Here is a 19,387-nt window from a genome sequence, read left to right as displayed (position 1 = left end):
GCGCTCGAACGTCGTGGAATATTTGCCAGACCTTCACGCGGCCGGGGCGATCCTGATCGCGCTGGGCATGTTCTATGGTTTCATCAACGGCCGCCTGCGGGTCGAGTTGGTGTCGCTGCTGACAATCGCCGCGATTGCGCTGCTGCTCTACGTCTTCCCGATGCCGGGGCAGGACAAGTACGCAGGGCTTGCACTCGCCTTCGAAGGCTTCGGGCACTACGCCCTCGTGACGATCTGTTCGCTGATGATTCTCGGCCGCGGCATGGTCGTCACCGGCGCGCTCGATCCGGCGGCGCGCGCGCTTGCGCAGATCTGGCGGACCAACAAGTCGTTCGCACTGTTGTTCACGCTGGTGGTTTGCATGCTCTTGAGCATGGTCATCAACGATACCCCGGTATTGGTTCTGATGATCCCGATCCTGGTGCAGATGGCCGTGCAAGGCGGCATGCCCGCGTCCAAGACGCTGATGCCGGTCAATGCGGCCATCCTGATCGGCGGCATGTCCACGACCATCGGAACGTCCACCAATCTCCTTGTGGTGTCGATTGCCAACGATCTGGGCATGCGGCCGCTCAACGTCTTCGAATTCACGCCCATCGTGCTGTTCGCGATGCTTCCGGCCTTGCCCTACATGTGGCTCGTCATGCCGCGGCTCTTGCCCGATAATACCCGTGCTGTCGCGGTCGAGAGCCGGCACTTCCTTGCCAAGCTGCGTATTGCGAAGGACTCGACGTTGCGCGGCAAGACCATCGAGGAAGCGCGCGGGCGCCTGCCCGATGGTGTGGAAGCGTGGTTGCCTCCGGGGGCGGGCGGGCATGTCGGTCACCGCGTCCTGGCAACCGGCACGTTCGAGGGGCTGCAGGAAGCCGCGCGGAAGCTTTCCGCGACCTTGGCTCCCAACTGGCTCGTCGAACGCATCCGCGCTGATTCGGGGCGTTCGGGCAAGGACATGATGGTGGCGGAGATGATCATCGCTCCCGACAGCCGGCTGATCGGTCTCACGCCCAAGACCGCCGGCTTCGAAGGCGTCGCGATGCTGGGCATCCACCATGTTCGCCAGCCGCTTCGCGACACGCGGCCGCATACGCCCGACGCGCCAATGAAGGAAGGCGATGTGCTGCTGGTGATGGGAATGCCGGACGACCTGCATCGTTTCGCAGAGGCCGACGGTCTGTTGCAGCTCGAAGGTGGTCAGGAGATCGTACGCTCGGGCAAGGCCCCTGTGGCGTTCGCCATCATGTTCGGTTCCGTGGGCCTGGCTTCTGCAGGTCTCGTCCCGATTGCGATTTCGGCGCTGACCGGGGCGATTCTCATGTTCGCGACGGGCTGCGTGCGCTTCGAGCGCGTCGGCAGGGCCTTGTCGGGGCAGGTCATCGTGCTGGTCGCCGCCTCGATCGCGCTCGGCAAATTCATGCTGGTCTCGGGCGCTGCCGGCTGGCTGGGCGGACTGATGGCAGCATGGCTGCAATACCTGCCGCCTGCCGGTGTGCTGGCTGCCATCATGGTCTTCGTCACCACGTTGACGAACTTCGCTTCCAACTCGGCGGCCGCGGCGGTCGGGACACCCATCGCGTTCAACATCGCGGCCAAGCTCGGCCTGCCGGCGGAGCCGCTGGTGCTGGCCGTGCTCTTCGGGTGTAACCTGTGTTACGCAACCCCGGTAGCCTACCAGACCAACATGATGATCCTGGCAGAAGGCGACTACACTTTCGGCGACTACCTGCGTCCGGGCATACCACTGGTGCTGATCATGGTCGCCGCGTTGTCGGCCTCGCTGGTGTTCTGGTACGGGATCTAGCTACTTCGCGCCCAACGTGAAGAGCTGCTCGCGCAGGTCTTCGGCTGCTGGAAGCCCGAACTCGGCCAGATCGGCAATGCCGGTGATCGCATCTTCGCCGTAGCAGTTGGCAAGCTCGATGGTCTTGGCCTTCACGTGCTTGCCGGTGGCGACCGAATAGAACGCTCGCACGGTCGGCAGGGCCGGTTCGGACGCGTCCTGATCGACCACCATGGCAATGCGGTCGGAGCGCAATCGGACGAAAGAGCCCACCGGATAGACGCCCATCGCTTCCTGGAAACGGGCGAGTATCTCGCTGTCGTACGCCCCGTCGCGCCCCATCATCGTGCGCATTGCCTCGGCAGGGTCCCAGGGGGTGCCGGTAGCGGCACCGGACACGAGGAGATCGAATTTGTCGCAGACGGCGGCCATGCGGGAGATGAGATCGATCTCCCGGTTCGCCAGACCCTGCGGGAAGCCCGATCCGTCCACATGCTCATGGTGGCGCGCGACGGCTTGCAGCACTTCTTCGGGAACGCCCTCGGCTGCGGCCAGCAGATCGCGGCCGATGTAGCAGTGCCGATGCCACAGGTCCGGGTCGATGCCTTCGATGCCGCCATCGAGATCCGCCAGGTCGATATCGAGCCGGCTGACGCCGACGTCGAGCAGCAACCCTGCCATTCCGGCAGTTCGCGCTTCCTGGGGCGACATGCCGATGTGCCGGGCCAGCGAAACCATCAGCGCGCTGACCGACAACATGTGCTGATAGATCGCCTCCATTTCCGATTTGCAGCGCATCAGCCCCGAGAAGGCATAGGGGTTGCGCTCGATCGAGGCATAGATGTCTTCCACCACTGGGGTAACTTCGGTAACGCGCGGTGCCTTGCCGAGCCGCGCTTCGATGAAGACTTTCGATATGACCTTGCGCGCCTGGCCGGCCGCGCGACGAGCATTGCCGAATTCGCGCGCGACCGTGACCGTGCCAGGGCGCGGCGCGGCTGCACGGATCGATGGCGCAGGGGATGCCGGTGCGGGGGAAGCAACCGACACGGTGCGGCGGCTTGGCGTCTTCAGGGCGGGATGAAGGGCCGGTCCGCGCGCTGGCGGAGCTTCCGACGGGGCACGGACATCGATTCCGCGCTCGGTATCTATAACGACGCCTTCCAGCGCGGCCTGGCGCACCGCCTGCAAGCGTTCGTCGTCTTCTATCAGGAAGCGTGCGCGCCAGAAGGGATGACTCAACCAGCTTCCCTGAAAGCTGTGAATGTACATCCCCATTTCAACTTCAGACGTGGAAATCTCTTTCAATGCCATGTGCGACCGCCAAACTCTTTTTCAGACTGTCGTCATACGCCAGCGGTCATAAACGGAGTCGCTAAGGCTTTGGCAAACACCGTATTAACGAACTGGCAATTTGCTGAATGGACAAGGCTCGGTCGCATCTGCAACATGCGGGCATTGTTCGGGAAAGGGTAGGGGAGATTAGCGCCTTGATCAGTGCCATCGGTCTTGCTTTGGCTCTTATTCTGCTGATCTGGATGACGGTGCGGGGCGTGAATATCCTGCTCGCCGGGCCTATCGCGGCGGCGTTTGTCGCACTGACCAGCGGCATCGCATGGCTGCCGCCACTTGCCGGCGAAGGCGCGCCCGATTTTGCCACGGCCTATATGAAAGGGTTTACGGGCTTTTTCGCGGACTGGTTCCTGATGTTCCTGCTCGGCGCCATCTTTGGCGAGGTGATGGGTGCCAGCGGCGCTGCGGCAAGCGTGGCGCAATGGGTGGTGCGCAAGATCGGTATCCGCCACGCGGTTCTGGCCGTCGTCGCGGCCTGCGCGGTGCTGACCTACGGGGGCGTGTCCGTCTTCATTGTCGGCTTCGCCGTCTATCCGCTCTCTGTGCACCTCTTCCGCGAGGCCGACCTGCCCCGCCGGTTCATACCCGCCGCGCTGTGCTTCGGCTCGGTCACGTTCACGATGACCAGCGCCGGCTCACCCGAGATCCAGAACCTCATTCCGATGCAATATCTGGGAACCGATGCCTACGCCGGCTGGCAGGTCAGCCTTGTCGTGGCGCTGCTGATGGCCGGGCTCGGCTATTTCCTGCTCGACCGCATGGTGAAGCGGGCCGTGGCGCGGGGCGAGCGGTTCGAGCACCGGCCCAGCGACGACACGGTCGATGCCGATCGCCACTTGCCGCATCCACTGCTGTGCTTGCTGCCGCTCGTTGTGGTGCTGGCCGTCTTTATGGTCTTTCAGTACCCGCAGACGCTTGGCCCCGTTTCCGCGCTGTTGCCCGGCGCTTCGCTGGGCAAGTGGGCGCTGGTGGTGGCGCTCGGGGCGGGTACGGCGATTGCCGTGCTGATCGGCGTGCGTTCGCGCGGGACCATGCCCGCTGCCTTTTCGCGCGGCGCGACCGGGGCGGTGGTGGCCATCACCAATACTTGCGCCGTCGTCGGTTTCGGGGCGGTCGCGTCGCTCTCGCCCGCCTTCCAGATGGCGCTCGATGCCGTACAACATATCCCCGGAGACCCGCTCATCGGGGCCGCCATCGCCGTGACCGTGATCGCCGGCCTGACCGGATCGGCCTCTGGCGGTCAGACGATCGCGCTGCCGCTGCTCGCACCGGCCTATCTCGCCATGGGGGCCAACCCCGCCGAACTCCACCGTACCGTTGCCATCGCCAGCGGCGCGCTCGATAGCCTGCCGCACAATGGCTATGTCGTGACCACAGTCCGCGCCATCTGCGGCGAGACACACCACGACGCCTATCCTGCCGTCGGTGTGCTGACGGTTCTCGTGCCCATTCTCGGGCTCGCGGTGGCGATAGGGCTGTTTTCGCTGACCTGACCCCCTGTGTTTTGCGATCGTTGGCCTGCGTGGGCAAATCCGTTATGGGTCATCGTATACCAAATTCCGGGGCGCACATGAGTAAAGACCAAGCCATCGTTGCCAGCCAGAGGGTTGCCGACATCCTCGCCGAGAGGATCCTGTCGGGCGACCTCGCGCCCGGCGCGCGGATCAAGCAGGACGAACTGGCGGAGGAGCTGGAGACCAGCCGGATCCCGGTCCGCGATGCCCTGCGCATGCTGGAGGCGCGCGGCCTCGTGACCATGCGCGCCAACGCCGGCGCCCGTGTCACGAGCCTGACCCGGCGCGATCTGGAAGTGTCCTATGAAATCCGCGAGCGGATCGAGCCGCTGTTGCTGGCGGACAGCGTGCCCCATCTGACGGACGAGGACATTGCCGATCTGCGCGGCGTGATGGACCGCAACGAGCAGACCGACGACATCGACGAAGCCATTGCCCTGGGCCGGGAATTCCACTGGATCACCTACCGCCGCCACAACACGCCGCTGCTGGCGCAGATCGTCGAGCGGGTGTGGGACACGACGCAGAGCTATCGCCGCGCCTACATGAAGCTGGCGATGGGCGGCGCCAATGAGGGTGCCGGGCGCACGCACGATATCGAACACCAGCTCCTGTTCGATGCCATCGCCAAGCGCGAGGTGGAGACGGCGCAGGCCGCGCTGGTCATGCACATCCGCCGCACGCGCACGGCGCTGGTCCGCTACGGCCATTTGCTGAGCGGATCGGCAGGGGAGGCGATACCCTTTCCGCCGCCGGTCCTCGACGCAGTCGAGTAATACCCTAAGTTCACCTTTGTATACATAAAGGCTTGCGGGCGGAGGGGCGCGAGCGCTAGGCGGATAGGGCACATCCCATCGCAAGACTTGAGAGGACCATGCCATGATCAGCCTCGAACAGGCCCGTACCGTCATTGCCGCCGCCCGCGCCAAGGGGCGCGAAATGGACCTCAATCCGCTTACGGTCGTGGTGCTCGACGCCGGTGGCCACCTCGTGGCGATGGAGCGGGAAGACGGCTCGGGTTACGGCCGTCCCGAAATTGCCGGCGGCAAGGCGGAAGGGGCGCTCGCCATGGGCACCTCCAGCCGCAAGCTGGGCGACATGGCGGCGGACCGTCCGCAGTTCATGGCAGCGCTGTCCGCCGCATGGAACGGCAAGCTGATCCCGGCCGCGGGCGGTGTGCTGATCAAGGATGCGGCAGGCGCGCTGCTCGGCGCCGTCGGCGTCAGCGGCGACCTGTCGGACAAGGACGAGGAAGCGGCGTTCGCCGGGATCGCGGCGGCGGGCCTGACGGCGGGCTAAATGCTCGCCGGATAGATTTCCCGACCGGGCACCGGCATCTCCACCTTGTAGACCGTGCCGGTGCTCGATTCCGTGAAGTACAGCCACCTGTTGTCCGGCCCCCCATAGGCTGCATTCGTGGTGTAGCGGCCCTCGGGCACGTCGATGCGCAGCATGGGTTCCCCGCGGTCGGAAAACAGCCAGACCGCGCCGAAGCCGACATGGCAGACGACGAGATTGTCGTTGGCGTCGATGGTCAGGCCGTCGGGGCCGGAACCGCCGGAAAGCTGGATATAGGTGCCGACCTTGCTGATCACCTCGCCGTCGTTGACGAGGGGGCAGCGCCAGACCGCATTCGCGCGGGTGACGGCAAGGTAGAGCGCTGTTTCCGCCTTGTTGAGCACCAACCCGTTGGGCGAGGGGATGCCGTCGAGCATCAGTTCGAGCCGGTCACTCCCGGCACGCACGCGGAACAGGCGGCCGTTGGGGTTGTGCCAGCCCGACTGGCCCTGATCGGTGAACCAGATGTCACCGTTTTTCGCGATGGTGAGGTCGTTGCAGCCCAGGAACGGTTCGAGCAGATAACGGTCGAACCACGGCTCGCTCTTGCCGGTCTTGGGGTCGCAAATCACCATGCCCTTGTGATGATCGGCAACCAGCAGGCGCCCGTCGTTTAGGAATTTCATCCCGTTTGGCTGTCCGTCGTATTCGAAGCCGACCTCGCAGGAGCCGTTAGGCGCGATCTTGAACATGCGGCCCCAGGGAATGTCCGTCACCCACAGATTCCCGTCGGCATCGAACACCGGCCCCTCCAGAAAGACCGGCGCGGCCGCACCGTGGAGCTGGACCTGCGCCCATTCGGTGGTCTCGTCGAAGCGGCGGAACTTGTCGGGAATACGGCAGAACACTTCGGCCGTGACAGCGGGCGGGGCGGCGAACATCACTCTCTCCTGACGGGGCATCGCCCGGACGTCGATCATCCGGATCGGATACATGTTTGTTGCGTAGAGCCCTATTATGAGTTGACCTCGCGGCCAAGACCTTTCACGGAGAACGACACCGCTTTTTCAAAAATGGTATACATAAACCGACGATAGGGAGCAGGTTTCGGTGAGTTCACGCGAACTCGTATGCATTGTCGATCCGATCCATCCTGCCGGGGTGGAACGCATCGCCGCAGGGCATGATGTGATTGCGGGCGAGGGCTGGCGCGACGATCCGCGGCTCGCGGATACGAGCGTGATCGTCATTCGCACCAGTCCGCTCGGCGAAGACGTGTTCGGTTCGATGTCGCACCTCAAGGCAATCGTGAAGCACGGCGCCGGGGTCGACAACATCGACATTCCCGCCGCGACCGGCCGACAGGTGATGGTCGCCAATACGCCCGGTGGCAACAACTCGACCGCCGTGGCCGAAGGCGCCGTCTCGATGATGCTGGCGCTGCTGCGCCGCGTGCGTGAGATGGATGCGCTGGTGCGCGAAGACCGCTGGGCCGAGCGTTGGGGCATCCGGCTGGGGGACCTGACCGGCGCCAGGGTGGGCCTGATCGGTTTCGGCCGCATCGCCCGCGTGGTTGCCAAGATCTGCAGTGCCGGGTTCGGAGCCGAGGTCGCGGCTTACGATCCCATGGTGCCGGAAGACGACATCCGCGCGGCAGGCGTCGAGCCGATGGAGCTGGCCGATCTGCTGCAGCGCGATGTCATCTCGATCCACACGCCGCTGACCGAAGGTACGCGCAATCTTATCGATACGGTCGAACTCGGTCTGATGCAGCCGCATGCCATTCTGGTGAACTGCTCGCGTGGCGGCATCATCAACGAGGCCGCACTGGCCGAGGCTTTGCGCTGTGGCCAGCTCGCCGCGGCGGGGATCGACGTGTTCGAGGCCGAACCGCCGCCCGCCGATCATCCGCTGTTCGATTTGCCCAATTGCCTGCTGTCGCCGCATGTCGCGGGCGTCACCGAAGCGGGCATGAAGGACATGGCGCTCAATGTCGCCGCCGTCATCGAAGACGTGGCCGCGGGCAGGCCCCCCGCAACCTTGCTCAATCCGGAGTCCCTTGCATGACGACCCGTATGACACCTCCCGTCAAATCCGTGATCTACAGCCGCGTTCCGCGCCCCGATCCGGCGCTTGTTGCTCGCGCGGCCAAGTTCGGCATTGCCGATCTGCACGAAGGGCTGGGGGAAATTGCTGGGCGCATGTGCCTGATGAGCCCGGCCATGGTGCCGATCGCGCCGGGCCAGAAGGTCTGCGGCCCAGCCGTGACCGCCTGGAACTTTCCCGGCGACAACCTGGCCATTCACGCCGCGCTCTACACCGCCGAGGCCGGAGACGTGCTGGTCCTGACCAATGGCGGCGGTCATCAGGGCGCCTTGTGGGGCGATGTTGCCTGCACGTTCGCCAAGAAGAAGGGGCTGGTCGGCACGGTCGTTCATGGCGCCACGCGTGACGTCGATGCGATCCGTGAGCTGGGCTATCCGGTCTGGTCGACGGCTGTTTCGGTGGAACACCCCAAGAAGCGCGGACCCGCAGCCGTCAACGTGCCGGTGGTGATCGACAACGTGTTCGTGGAGCCCGGCGACCTGATCGTGGGCGACAGCGACGGCATTCTGGTGATCCCGCGCGATCTCATCGAACTCGCGGTAACCAACGCCGAGACGCGGGCGGCAAAGGAAGTCGAATTCCGCCGCCGCATCGAGGAGGGCGAAGTCCTGTTCGACATTCTCGGTATGCGCGCGGTGATCGAGGATCTGGGCATCGCCATCAAGGACTGCACCTGGGAGGAGGACCGCTAGGCCATCGGCCCTGCGGCCCATGCAGGAGACCGGAGCCGCCTGCTGCGAGCGGCTCCGGTCTTTTTCTATTCTGCCTGCGCCTGCGCTTCCGCCTGCGCTTGCTCGGCGGCAGCCTTCTCCGCCGCAGCCCTGGCCGCCGCTTCCTGCGAGGGGCTTTGCGAATAGATGCCGATGGTGGCGATCACGGGCTGCGCGGGTTCATCGGCTGTCACTTCAGGCCGAGAGGAGGGCACTTCCTGAGCCGGCGGCGCCTTTACGCGCGACTTGATACCCGCATCGGAAAGTCGTCTGGACAGGCCGGCCAGCGCCGGCTCGTCGGCACCGGACAGCGTGACTTTGCTCATGCCCCAGCGAGTCAGCGCCCATAGCGCGAGATCCGGTGATATTGCATTTTCAGGAGCAGGCGCGGCTTCGCCCGCTTCGTTGACCGGTTGCTGAAGCAGTACTGTCAGGTTCGGCTGGGGCGGGGGCACGAGCCGCACGGTCCAGCCCGAAACTGCTTTCGTCGCCTGCCGTTCGACGTCGCGGTAGTCCGCCAGCGTCCAGCCGGGAGCGGGCACGGGTTCGGCATAGACCATGCGCTGGGCGCGGTCGGTCCAGAGCGAGCGGGTGGGCAGGCCGATGGCTTCGCGGATGGTCTGGAACGGGGGGACGTCGGCGGCGATGCCGGCCGCCGTGCGTTCCATCGCGGCATCGACCATCGCGCGGGTCTGGGCATGCACGTCGGCGGCCAGGACCTGCTGGAGATTGATGTCCACGTCCTCGCCGAGTTCCTGCTTGATCAGCTTTTCGGCCTGCTCGGCGGCATTGGTGGTATAGCTGCGGGCGATCACCAGCGCATCGACGGCTGGCGCGCCGAATACGCTCGTCTTCACGTCGAGCTGGGCGACAGTCACGCCTTTCCTGCCACACGCCTCGACAATGGCGCTGCGCGCCGCGGTGCGGATGCGCGCCTCATTTGAAAGCTTCATCAGCGTCATCGAGAGGGGCGTCGCCAGCGCGAGGAAGGCGGCGATGAGGATGGCGATGTAGCGCGGCGTCATTTCGACGCGACCGAGTGGGCGGGCCGCGCCGGACAGCCGGGCGATCAGTGCAAAGGCAAAGGTAATCGCCGCAAGGTTGGTCAGGAACAGCAGCAGCGCGCCCATGGCGAACATCGGCTGGAAGACGCCGATGCCGTAGCCGATCACCGTCAGCGGCGGCATCAGGGCGGTGGCGATGGCGACGCCGATGGCCGTGCCGCCCTTGCCGATGATCGTCGAGTACCCGCCGGCAATGCCCGAGAACAGGGCCACGGCAAGGTCCAGCAGGTTGGGCTCGGTACGCGCGAGGATTTCGGGCGTGGCGTTGCGGATCGGCGACAGCCACGTCAGCAGCATGCCGGTGAGGATGCCGATGGCTGCGCCGACGGCGACGACCTTTATCGCATCGCGGATCCGATGGCCATCGAGCGAGGCGAAGCCGAAGCCCATGGCCGCGATCGGGCTCATCAGCGGCGAGACGAGCATCGCGCCGATGACCACCGCTGTGGAGGACTGCAGCAGACCGAGCGTGGCGATGCCTGCGGCCAGTGCGGACATGAGGATGTAGCCGCGCGTGAGCTGGCCTTCCTTGCGCACCGTCTGGCGCAAGTCGAAGGCGAGGTCGGGCGTCAGTTGCGGCAGCAGGATGGCGCGTGCGAACTTGACGCGCATGAGGTGGAAGAAGGCCTCTCCACGGCGTACCCATTGCGGTCGGTTGCGCCACATTTCGTTGAGGCGGCCCTTGTATTCGTCTTGTTGCGGCATGGGCCGGCCTTCTCCCGGGGCAGGCTGCCCGGGCAGGCGCTCGTCGGGCATGGCCGGCCCGGCGGCGTATGGCGTTTCGCTCACGTATCGAGATCCAGTTCGGGAGAGTAGCGTTCCTGCATGCGGCGGATCAGCGAGCCGATCGAGCCGCCCTGCACGACAACGGCGAAAATGACGACAATATACGTGGCGACCAGCAGTTCGCTGCGGATCGCCGATGCCGGTAGCGCCAGCGCCAGCGCGACCGAGATGCCCCCGCGCAGACCGCCCCAGACCAGCGTTGGAAACGCCAACGGCCCCATATCGATCACGCGTTTCATCGCCGCAAGCGGCACACCGACCGCGATCATGCGCGCGGCCAGCACGATCAGGATCGCGCCGGCTCCGGCTGCGAGGTAGGCGGGAAGGAAATCGAGCGCGATGACTTCGAGGCCGATCAGCAGGAACAGCACGGCGTTGAGTACTTCGTCGATCAGCGTCCAGAACTTCACAACGTGATCGCGCGTAACGTCGCTCATGGCGTGGGCCATGCCGGCATTGCCGATGATCAGGCCGGCAACCGCCATGGCGACGGGGCCACTGACGTGAAGGCCCATGGCAAGGCTGTACCCGCCCATCACCACGGCAAGACTGATCATCACTTCGATCACATACTCGTCGATCGACTTCATCGCGAGGAAACCGACCCAGCCCACGGCCAGCCCCAGCGCGGCGCCGCCCAGCGCCTCCTGCATGAAGTGGCTGACGGCGAAGGACCAGCTGAACGCTTCGGTACCTGTGGCGATGGCAATCAGGATGGTGAAGACGACGACGCCGATGCCGTCGTTGAAAAGGCTCTCGCCCGCCACGGTCGCCTGCAGCGTATCGGGCATCGCTGCGCGCTTCATTACTGCCATTACCGAGACCGGGTCGGTCGGGCTGATCAGCGCACCGAACACGAGGCACCAGATCAGCGGAATCTCTATGCCGAGTGCGCGCGTCAGAAACTGGAACGCGAAGCCGACAATGGCGGTGGAAAGCAGCACGCCGACGGTGCTGAACACGAGGATCGGCCAGCGCCCCTTGCGCATGTCTGCCCAGTTCACGTGCATGGCGCCGGCAAAGAGCAGGAACGAGAGCATTCCCTCCATCAGCGTGGTCGAAAAATCGATGTCGGTCAGGAACGTCCCGAGTTGCTCGGCCAGCGTGCTCGAGGGAACCAGGCTGTCGTAGGCGACGACCAGCAGCGAGGCGAGGGTGCCCATCACCGTCAGGCCGACCGTCGATGGCAGCCCGAGAACGCGATAGTTGAAATAGCCGAGAGCGGCGGCAAGCACGATGAGGATGGCGGCGGCGTCGAACGCTGTCAGGTCATGCATGACTGAGTGCTTAGCCTGACCCGCGCGCGTTTCCTAGCGGCAGTTCGACCGAGCCCGTCGTCCACCAGCGCAGGCTCGAAGCGCTGGCGGCTGTGGGGATTTACTGGTCAGCTCCAGGGCAGCGCTTTCGCCCGCGCCTCCAGCAAGGGGCCGATGGCTTCGTCGGCCAGAATGGTGCAGTAATATTCGTTCACATGCACGATGCGCCCGTCTCGCAGGGTGAAGACCATGCAGTACTGGTTGCAGTACGGCGTCCCGTTCACCAGCTTGGCATTCCCTTCGAACTCCACAGCCACGCGGTCCGCTTCAGCGGTGACCGAATGGATCGTCGGGTTCATGCCTTCAGGCATCAGTTCGCGAAATGCGCCCAGCGTGCCGACGATGGTGTCGTAGCGGCGCTCGCCGGAGAGCTTGCCGAAGCCCTTGGCGATGGTGACGGCTTCCGGATCGAGGCATTGCGCGCCGGCCTCTGCATCGCCGCGATCCATCGCGGATATGAACGCGAGCACTACGTCCTTGTTGGCCTGTGTCATGGCTATCCCCTCCTTCTTTATTTCTTCGAAAACCGGGCCAGCCGCTCGGCATGGTCGGGCGCGAAGCCCGGATAGTTCTCGAATTCCCAGGCGAGCCCTTCGTCGAGAGTCATGCCGTCGGTGGCGCCGAGCAGCTTCTTGGTCTCGATGTTGGTATGCCAGGAATTCTCGACCACCTGACCCGCGAACTCGCCAACGGTCGCATCGAGCGCGTCGTCTTCCGCGAGAATGTCGACAAGGCCCAGACGATGGGCTTCTTCCGCGCCGACGGGCTGGGCGGAAAACATCATGCGCTTGGCCTGGCTCATGCCGACGCGGCGCGGCAGGCGCTGGGTCATGCCCCAGGCGCCGACGAGGCCCCACTTGCCGTGCGTATCGGCAAACCGCGCTGAGCGTGTCGCCACGATCACGTCCGCTGCCAAAGCAAGCTCCAGTCCGCCGGTGAAGCAGACGCCGTGAATGGCCGCGATCACCGGCTGCGGCAGCGATGCAAGGCGCGCGATCACGCCGGGTTTGAAGCGGCTGTCGGTAAAGCCCTCTCCGATTCCGCCGATGTCCGCGCCGGCACAGAAGGCCCGGCCGCTGCCCTTGAGCACGACGCAGCCCACGCTGCCGGTCTGGGTTTCCAGCAGGGCGCAGTGGGCATCGAGTTCCTCGAAGGTCTCGGTATCGAGCGCGTTGAGCTTGTCCGGTCGGTTCAGGGTAAGCGAGCACAGACCGCCTTCGTCTTCGCGCACGATACGTGTGGTCATGTTCGATCCCTTTCCATGTTCTCTGTACCTGCAGTTACAGCCGCGGTGCTGTTGTACAATGCCTCTGCCGGCAAGAAACGCTGCTCCGTTTGGCCGCGCGAAGTTCGCAGGAGGCTGTGAACTGCCCGGCAACTTTGGAAAAAAATTGCGGCACTGCACAATGTGCCTTGCCGCTTTCTTGGCCTGTGCTAGCCATGATACTTGAAGATTGGGAAGGGTGGGGCTTGTCCCCGTGTACGCGATAACCGGTGCCGCGCCGGGGACCAAGTCTGGTACCGTGCCGGTCTGACCAGGAGTGCTCTAGTGGCTACCGATCCCGTCCCCGTGCTTAAGCCCGCCAATCCATCGGAATTCGACCGGCACATCGTCGAGGTACTGCGCCACCGCGTTGGCAAGGACGAGCGCGCAGCCAAGCAGCACGACTGGTATACCGCCTCGATACTGGCACTGCGGGACCAGATCATCGACCGCTGGATCGCCTCGACCCGGCAGACCTACGACCAGGGCGACAAGCGCGTCTATTACCTGTCCATGGAATTCCTCATCGGCCGCCTTCTGCGCGATGCCCTGTCCAACATGGGCATGACCGCGGAGATGGAAAAGGCGCTGGCCGCGCATGGCCTTGAACTGTCCGCGCTGGAGGAGCTTGAACCCGATGCCGCGCTGGGTAACGGCGGACTGGGCCGCCTCGCTGCCTGCTTCATGGAAAGTCTCGCGACGCTCGACATTCCGGCCTACGGCTATGGCATCCGCTACGTGAATGGCATGTTCCGCCAGCGCATCGACGATGGCTGGCAGGTCGAACTGCCCGAGACGTGGCTTGCCCACGGCAACCCCTGGGAATTCGAGCGCGTCGAGAGTTCGTATCGCATCGGCTTCGGGGGAGAGGTTTCCGCACAGGACGACGGGGTGATCTGGGATCCCGCCGAGCAGGTCGAGGCCACGGCAGTCGATACGCCGGTGGTCGGCTGGCGGGGCAAGCGGGTGAACACGCTGCGCCTGTGGACGGCCAGCCCGCTCGATCCGATCCGCCTCGATGCCTTCAACGCGGGCGATCACATCGGCGCCCTGGAAGAGCAGGTGCGGGCGGACAGCCTCGTGCGCGTGCTCTACCCGGCAGACTCCAGCCCCGCGGGCCAGGAACTGCGACTGCGTCAGGAGTACTTCTTCACCGCGGCATCCATTCAGGACATCGTGCGCCGTCACGTGCAGTACGAAGGCGACATTCGCACTCTGGCGGAAAAGGCCGCAATCCAGCTCAACGACACTCACCCTTCGGTAGCCGTCGCCGAATTGATGCGCATCCTCGTCGATGTGGAGGGGCTGGAGTTCAACGAGGCCTGGGAGATCTGCAAGCAGACCGTCAGCTACACCAACCATACCCTGCTTCCCGAAGCGCTCGAAACCTGGCCGCTGCCGCTGTTCGAGCGGTTGCTACCGCGGCACATGCAGATCATCTACGCAATCAACAGCCGCATCCTGCGCGAAGCGCACAAGGCCGGCTGCAACCATGAGCAGATCGCGGCGATCTCGCTTATCGACGAAGGCGGCGAGCGGCGGGTGCGCATGGCCAACCTGGCCTTTGTCGGGGCGCACTCGGTCAACGGCGTTGCCGCGCTGCATACCGAGCTGATGAAGGAGACGGTGTTCGCCGATCTTCACGCCCTCTATCCCGGCCGCATCAACAACAAGACCAACGGCGTTACGCCTCGCCGCTGGCTGCAACAGTGCAATCCCGGTCTTACCAAGGTGATCCGCGACGCCATCGGGGACGGGTTCCTCGACGACGCGGAAAAGCTGTCCGATCTCAATGCCCTTGCCGATGACGTGGCGCTGGGCGAACGGATCCACGAGGTGAAACGATCCAACAAGGTCGTGCTGGCGGACTACATCAAGCGGACGATGGGGGTGCGGCTCGATCCCGATGCGCTGTTCGACGTCCAGATCAAGCGCATCCACGAATACAAGCGCCAGCTTCTCAACCTGATCGAGACGGTGGCGCTCTACGACCAGATCCGCAGCCACCCCGAACGCGACTGGGTGCCGCGCGTGAAGATCTTCGGCGGCAAGGCGGCACCGAGCTATCACAACGCCAAGCTCGTCATCAAACTGGCCAACGACATCGCCCGCCGGGTGAACAGCGACCCTTCGGTCGGAGGGCTGCTCAAGGTCGTCTTCGTACCCAACTACAATGTCAGCCTGGCCGAAAAGATCATCCCGGCTGCAGACTTGTCGGAACAGATTTCGACAGCGGGCATGGAAGCTTCGGGTACCGGCAACATGAAGTTCGCACTCAACGGTGCCCTCACCATCGGCACGCTCGACGGCGCCAACGTCGAGATCAAGGACAAGGTCGGCGACGAGAACATCGTAATCTTCGGGCTGACCGCAGACGAAGTGGCGCACAAGCGGGCCAGCGGCTATGATCCGCGCGAGACCATCGAAGGGTCGCGCGAATTGAGCCAGGCCCTTTCGGCGATTGCCTCCGGGGTGTTCTCGCCCGACGATCCGCACCGCTATGCCGGCCTGGTCGGCGGCATCTACGAAAGCGACTGGTTCATGTGCGCCGCCGACTTCGACGGCTATGCGGCCGCGCAGCGCTCTGTCGACGCGCGCTGGGAGGATACTGCCGGTTGGCGGGCCGCGGCGATCCGCAACATCGCGAATGTCGGATGGTTTTCCTCCGACCGTACCATTTCCGAATATGCGAGGGACATCTGGAAGGTCCGTTGAAACCTGCCGCGAGCGCGATCGAGTCTCTGCTGGAGGGCACTTGTGCAGACCCGTTTGCGCTTCTGGGAACCCATACCGGCCCCGGCGGCACCTTTGCCCGCGCGATCCTGCCCGGGGCCGAGGAGGCGGAGGCCTTCAGCCTTGACGGGCGCCACCTGGGTATCCTTGGCAAGGTCGATGACCGGTGGCTGTTCGAGGGTGGCTTGCAGGCGCAGCCCCAGCCGATCCGTTACCGCTGCCGGGCAGAGGGCCATGACTGGCTGGTTACCGACCCCTACTCCTTCGGGCCCGTCCTCGGCCCGGTAGACGATTTCCTGATTGCGGAAGGCACGCATTATCGTCTCTTCGACAAGCTGGGTGCCCACCTGGTCGAGCACGAGGGATGCCGTGGCGTGCATTTCGCCGTCTGGGCGCCCAATGCCCGGCTGGTCAGCGTGGTGGGCGATTTCAACGACTGGGACCCGAAGCGCCATGTGATGCGCAATCGCACCGACATCGGTGTGTGGGAAATCTTCATTCCCGAGATCGGCGACTACCGGGCCTACAAGTACCACATCGTCGGCGCGGATGGCGCAGTGCGTCCGCTCAAGGCCGATCCTTTCGCGTTCATGTCGGAAATCCGTCCCAATACCGCCTCGATGACGGCGGTCCCGGCTAAGGTCGACTGGGGAGACGACGAGCATCGCGCGCACTGGGCCGCGGTCGATCCGCGCAGGGTGCCGATCTCGATTTATGAGGTTCACGCCGGGTCCTGGCAGCGCGACCGCTGGAACTGGTTTCTCAATTGGGACGAGCTTGCCGATAGACTGCTTCCCTATGTCGTCGACATGGGCTTTACCCATATCGAGTTCATGCCGATCAGCGAGCATCCCTACGATCCCTCGTGGGGGTACCAGACGACCGGCCTTTATGCACCGACGTCGCGTTTCGGCGAGCCGGCCGGTTTCGCACGCTTCGTGGACGGGGCCCACCGCGCCGGTATCGGCGTGATCCTCGACTGGGTGCCGGCCCACTTTCCCACCGACGAGCACGGCCTGATCCGCTTCGATGGAACCGCGCTCTACGAGCACGAAGACCCGCGGCTCGGGTTTCATCCTGACTGGAATACCCTGATCTACAATTTCGGGCGGAGGGAAGTGCAGAGCTTCCTGGTCAACAACGCGCTGTTCTGGGCCGAGCGCTACCATGTCGACGGGCTGCGCGTGGATGCCGTCGCCTCGATGCTCTACCGCGACTATTCGCGCAAGGAAGGCGAATGGGTGGCCAATGCGCAAGGGGGGCGGGAAAACTGGGAAGCGGTGGACTTCCTGCGTGCCACCAACCGGGCCGTCTACGCAGAGCATCCGGGGTTCATGACCTTTGCCGAGGAATCCACGTCGTGGCCCGGCGTGACCCAGCCTGCCGACGAGAGGGGCGGCCGCTCGGCGCTCGGCTTCGGGTTCAAGTGGAACATGGGCTTCATGAACGACACGCTGCGCTACATGGGCCGCGATCCGGTGCACCGGCGCCATCACCACGAAGACATCACTTTCGGGTTGATGTACGCTTTTTCCGAGAACTTCGTGCTGCCGCTCAGCCATGACGAGGTGGTGCACGGGAAGGGCTCGCTGCTGTCCAAGATGAGCGGCGACGACTGGCAGCAGTTTGCGAATCTGCGGGCCTATTATGCGCTGATGTGGGGCTATCCGGGCAAGAAGCTGCTGTTCATGGGGCAGGAGTTCGCCCAGCGCCGCGAATGGAGCGAGGAGCGCGCCCTCGATTGGGACCTGTGCGAAGCCCCCGCGCATGACGGCGTGCGCAATCTCGTTCGCGATCTCAATCGCCTGTACCGCGCCAAGCCGGCCCTTCATGGCGCCGACTGCGAAAGCGAAGGGTTCGAGTGGCTGGTCGTCGATGATGCCGAAAATTCGGTCTTTGCATGGCTGCGCAAGGCGCCGGCGGGCGCGCCTGTTGCCGTGGTCGCGAACATGACACCGGAATTGCGCACCGATTACCGGTTGCCCCTGCCGCTCGCGGGCAAGTGGAACGAAGTGTTGAACAGCGATTCCGTGCATTACGGCGGATCGGGAAAAGGAAACCTGGGCCAGGTCAAAGTGGCCGACGGCCACGCCATGGTAACCCTGCCGCCGCTGGCGACCATCATGCTTGAATATGCAGGTTGAAGCGTGGTCTTGAAGAGGAGAGAATGCCTGCGATGAGGACATCGATCGGACAGCCGCTTGCTCGCGATGCAATGGCCTACGTTCTTGCCGGGGGACGAGGCAGCCGGCTCAAGGAATTGACCGACAACCGCGCCAAGCCGGCGGTGTATTTCGGGGGCATGAGCCGGATCATCGACTTTGCCCTGTCCAACGCAATCAACTCCGGCATTCGTCGCATCGGCGTGGCTACGCAATACAAGGCGCATAGCCTGATCCGGCACATGAACCGCGCCTGGAACTTCATGCGGCCCGAACGCAACGAGAGTTTCGATATCCTGCCGGCGAGCCAGCGCATATCCGAGCTGCTTTGGTATGAAGGCACGGCCGATGCGGTCTACCAGAATATCGATATCATCGAGGCCTACGGCCCGAAGTACATGGTGATCCTCGCAGGCGATCACATCTACAAGATGGACTACGAATTGATGCTGCAGCAGCACGTCAATTCGGGCGCGGACGTGACCGTGGGCTGCCTCGTCGTTCCGCGCAGGGACGCGACCGCATTCGGCGTCATGCACGTGGATGAGAACGACGTCATCACCTCGTTTCTGGAAAAACCGGCCGATCCGCCGAGCATCCCAGGCGATCCTGCCCATGCGCTGGCGTCCATGGGCATCTATGTGTTCGAAACGAAGTTCCTCTTCGACGAGTTGCGTCGCGACGCTGCCGATCCCGAATCCAGTCGCGACTTCGGCGGCGACATCATCCCGCATATCGTCAGGCACGGTAAGGCCCAGGCGCATCGCTTTACCCATTCCTGCATCCGCGCGGCCGAAGAGATCGAGGAATACTGGCGCGACGTGGGCACGGTGGATGCCTACTTCGAGGCCAATCTGGATCTTACGGACACAGTCCCCAAGCTTAACATGTATGACCGTGAGTGGCCGATCTGGACGGACACCGTCGTCGCCGCGCCGGCCAAGTTCGTGCACGACGAGGAAGGGCGGCGCGGACAGGCGATCTCCTCACTCATCAGCCAGGACTGCATCGTCTCGGGCGCCACGGCACGCCGGTCGCTGCTGTTTACGGGCGTGAAGATGGGCAGCTGGTCAAGCGTGAACGAAGCCGTGATCCTGCCCTACTGCAATATCGGCCGCGAGGCGCGTCTGAACAAGGTCGTGATCGATTCGGGCGTGCGTATCCCCGAGGGCCTGGTCGTCGGGGAGGACCCAGAACTCGATGCCCGGCGGTTTCGCCGCACCGACAACGGCGTGTGCCTGATAACCAAGCCGATGATCGAGAGGTTGGAGCTTTGATGCGAGGCCGTTTTCGTCCAAGGCTGACCATGTGAAGCATGGGATCT

General features: G+C 64.3%; 15 protein-coding genes. 9 read left to right on the top strand and 6 right to left on the bottom strand.

Annotated elements, in window-relative coordinates; genetic code table 11:
• The first annotated feature begins 13 nt into the window (after positions 1-13).
• Positions 14-1,798, top strand: a complete 1,785-nt coding sequence (locus LK12_RS02725; RefSeq protein WP_331454115.1) for an SLC13 family permease — start codon at positions 14-16, stop codon at positions 1,796-1,798.
• On the opposite strand, the gene LK12_RS02720 is transcribed toward LK12_RS02725, so the two are convergent.
• On the bottom strand, positions 1,799-3,091 hold the full coding sequence (locus LK12_RS02720; protein ID WP_039279014.1) for an HD-GYP domain-containing protein: 1,293 nt from the start codon (positions 3,089-3,091) through the stop codon (positions 1,799-1,801).
• A 176-nt stretch (positions 3,092-3,267) separates the two neighbouring features.
• On the opposite strand from LK12_RS02720, the gene LK12_RS02715 reads away from it, so the two are divergent.
• The 3 genes from LK12_RS02715 to LK12_RS02705 all read left to right on the top strand — a co-directional run bounded on the left by LK12_RS02715 (position 3,268) and on the right by LK12_RS02705 (position 5,943).
• A complete protein-coding gene (locus tag LK12_RS02715) occupies positions 3,268-4,623 on the top strand; it encodes a GntP family permease (protein ID WP_039279011.1) in 1,356 nt (451 codons plus the stop codon).
• A 77-nt stretch (positions 4,624-4,700) separates the two neighbouring features.
• Complete coding sequence (locus LK12_RS02710; RefSeq protein ID WP_039279009.1) at positions 4,701-5,420, top strand: GntR family transcriptional regulator; 720 nt, start codon at positions 4,701-4,703, stop codon at positions 5,418-5,420.
• Positions 5,421-5,523: 103 nt separating this feature from the next.
• Entirely contained in the window at positions 5,524-5,943 is a 420-nt protein-coding gene (locus tag LK12_RS02705; protein ID WP_039279006.1) for a GlcG/HbpS family heme-binding protein, read from the top strand.
• On the opposite strand, the gene LK12_RS02700 is transcribed toward LK12_RS02705, so the two are convergent.
• The gene (locus tag LK12_RS02700) at positions 5,940-6,863 is read right to left on the bottom strand and encodes an SMP-30/gluconolactonase/LRE family protein (RefSeq protein WP_039279004.1); all 924 of its coding nucleotides are present in this window, start codon (positions 6,861-6,863) and stop codon (positions 5,940-5,942) included. The genes LK12_RS02705 and LK12_RS02700 overlap by 4 nt on opposite strands.
• 169 nt (positions 6,864-7,032) lie before the next feature.
• On the opposite strand from LK12_RS02700, the gene LK12_RS02695 reads away from it, so the two are divergent.
• Together LK12_RS02695 and LK12_RS02690 are read left to right on the top strand one after the other, a co-directional pair.
• Positions 7,033-7,989: a hydroxyacid dehydrogenase gene (locus LK12_RS02695; RefSeq protein WP_039279002.1), complete on the top strand. Its 957-nt coding sequence runs from the start codon at positions 7,033-7,035 to the stop codon at positions 7,987-7,989.
• 8 nt (positions 7,990-7,997) lie between these two features.
• Positions 7,998-8,720, top strand: a complete 723-nt coding sequence (locus LK12_RS02690) for a 4-carboxy-4-hydroxy-2-oxoadipate aldolase/oxaloacetate decarboxylase (protein ID WP_039280173.1) — start codon at positions 7,998-8,000, stop codon at positions 8,718-8,720.
• Between the two features lie 65 nt (positions 8,721-8,785).
• Here LK12_RS02690 and LK12_RS02685 read toward each other — a convergent pair whose 3' ends face one another.
• The 4 genes from LK12_RS02685 to LK12_RS02670 form a co-directional block, all read right to left on the bottom strand.
• On the bottom strand, positions 8,786-10,591 hold the full coding sequence (locus tag LK12_RS02685) for a DUF389 domain-containing protein (RefSeq protein WP_231568212.1): 1,806 nt from the start codon (positions 10,589-10,591) through the stop codon (positions 8,786-8,788).
• A complete protein-coding gene (locus tag LK12_RS02680; RefSeq protein WP_039279001.1) occupies positions 10,588-11,865 on the bottom strand; it encodes a cation:proton antiporter in 1,278 nt (425 codons plus the stop codon). Before LK12_RS02680 ends, LK12_RS02685 begins: the two co-directional genes overlap by 4 nt.
• A gap of 107 nt (positions 11,866-11,972) precedes the next feature.
• On the bottom strand, positions 11,973-12,398 hold the full coding sequence (locus LK12_RS23680) for a nuclear transport factor 2 family protein (protein ID WP_052223110.1): 426 nt from the start codon (positions 12,396-12,398) through the stop codon (positions 11,973-11,975).
• A 17-nt stretch (positions 12,399-12,415) separates the two neighbouring features.
• Complete coding sequence (locus tag LK12_RS02670) at positions 12,416-13,150, bottom strand: enoyl-CoA hydratase/isomerase family protein (protein ID WP_039278998.1); 735 nt, start codon at positions 13,148-13,150, stop codon at positions 12,416-12,418.
• Between the two features lie 303 nt (positions 13,151-13,453).
• Between LK12_RS02670 and LK12_RS02665 the strand changes: the two genes are divergently transcribed.
• Genes LK12_RS02665 through glgC form a run of 3 tightly spaced genes read left to right on the top strand, consistent with a single transcriptional unit; the run spans position 13,454 to position 19,340 of the window.
• Positions 13,454-15,883: a glycogen/starch/alpha-glucan phosphorylase gene (locus tag LK12_RS02665; RefSeq protein ID WP_039278996.1), complete on the top strand. Its 2,430-nt coding sequence runs from the start codon at positions 13,454-13,456 to the stop codon at positions 15,881-15,883.
• Positions 15,880-18,045 carry a 1,4-alpha-glucan branching protein GlgB gene (gene glgB, locus LK12_RS02660; protein WP_039278993.1) on the top strand — a complete coding sequence of 722 codons (2,166 nt, stop codon included), beginning with the start codon at positions 15,880-15,882 and terminating at the stop codon, positions 18,043-18,045. The genes LK12_RS02665 and glgB overlap by 4 nt, the downstream gene beginning before the upstream one ends.
• 32 nt (positions 18,046-18,077) lie before the next feature.
• Entirely contained in the window at positions 18,078-19,340 is a 1,263-nt protein-coding gene (glgC, locus tag LK12_RS02655; protein WP_082010311.1) for a glucose-1-phosphate adenylyltransferase, read from the top strand.
• Positions 19,341-19,387 lie beyond the last annotated feature (47 nt).

Origin of the sequence: Novosphingobium malaysiense, assembly GCF_000802225.1 — a bacterium.
Lineage (GTDB): Bacteria > Pseudomonadota > Alphaproteobacteria > Sphingomonadales > Sphingomonadaceae > Novosphingobium > Novosphingobium malaysiense.
This window is presented reverse-complemented; position numbering and strand designations above follow the sequence as displayed.

Bases quoted from the DNA above. Each gene is read 5' to 3' on its own strand.
- LK12_RS02720 (WP_039279014.1), bottom strand. From the start codon at position 3,091: ATGGCATTGAAAGAGATTTCCACGTCTGAAGTTGAAATGGGGATGTAC.
- LK12_RS02710 (WP_039279009.1), top strand. From the start codon at position 4,701: ATGAGTAAAGACCAAGCCATCGTTGCCAGCCAGAGGGTTGCCGACATC.
- LK12_RS02705 (WP_039279006.1), top strand. From the start codon at position 5,524: ATGATCAGCCTCGAACAGGCCCGTACCGTCATTGCCGCCGCCCGCGCC.
- LK12_RS02700 (WP_039279004.1), bottom strand. From the start codon at position 6,863: ATGTTCGCCGCCCCGCCCGCTGTCACGGCCGAAGTGTTCTGCCGTATT.
- LK12_RS02690 (WP_039280173.1), top strand. From the start codon at position 7,998: ATGACACCTCCCGTCAAATCCGTGATCTACAGCCGCGTTCCGCGCCCC.
- LK12_RS02680 (WP_039279001.1), bottom strand. From the start codon at position 11,865: ATGCATGACCTGACAGCGTTCGACGCCGCCGCCATCCTCATCGTGCTT.
- LK12_RS23680 (WP_052223110.1), bottom strand. From the start codon at position 12,398: ATGACACAGGCCAACAAGGACGTAGTGCTCGCGTTCATATCCGCGATG.
- LK12_RS02670 (WP_039278998.1), bottom strand. From the start codon at position 13,150: ATGACCACACGTATCGTGCGCGAAGACGAAGGCGGTCTGTGCTCGCTT.
- glgC (WP_082010311.1), top strand. From the start codon at position 18,078: ATGAGGACATCGATCGGACAGCCGCTTGCTCGCGATGCAATGGCCTAC.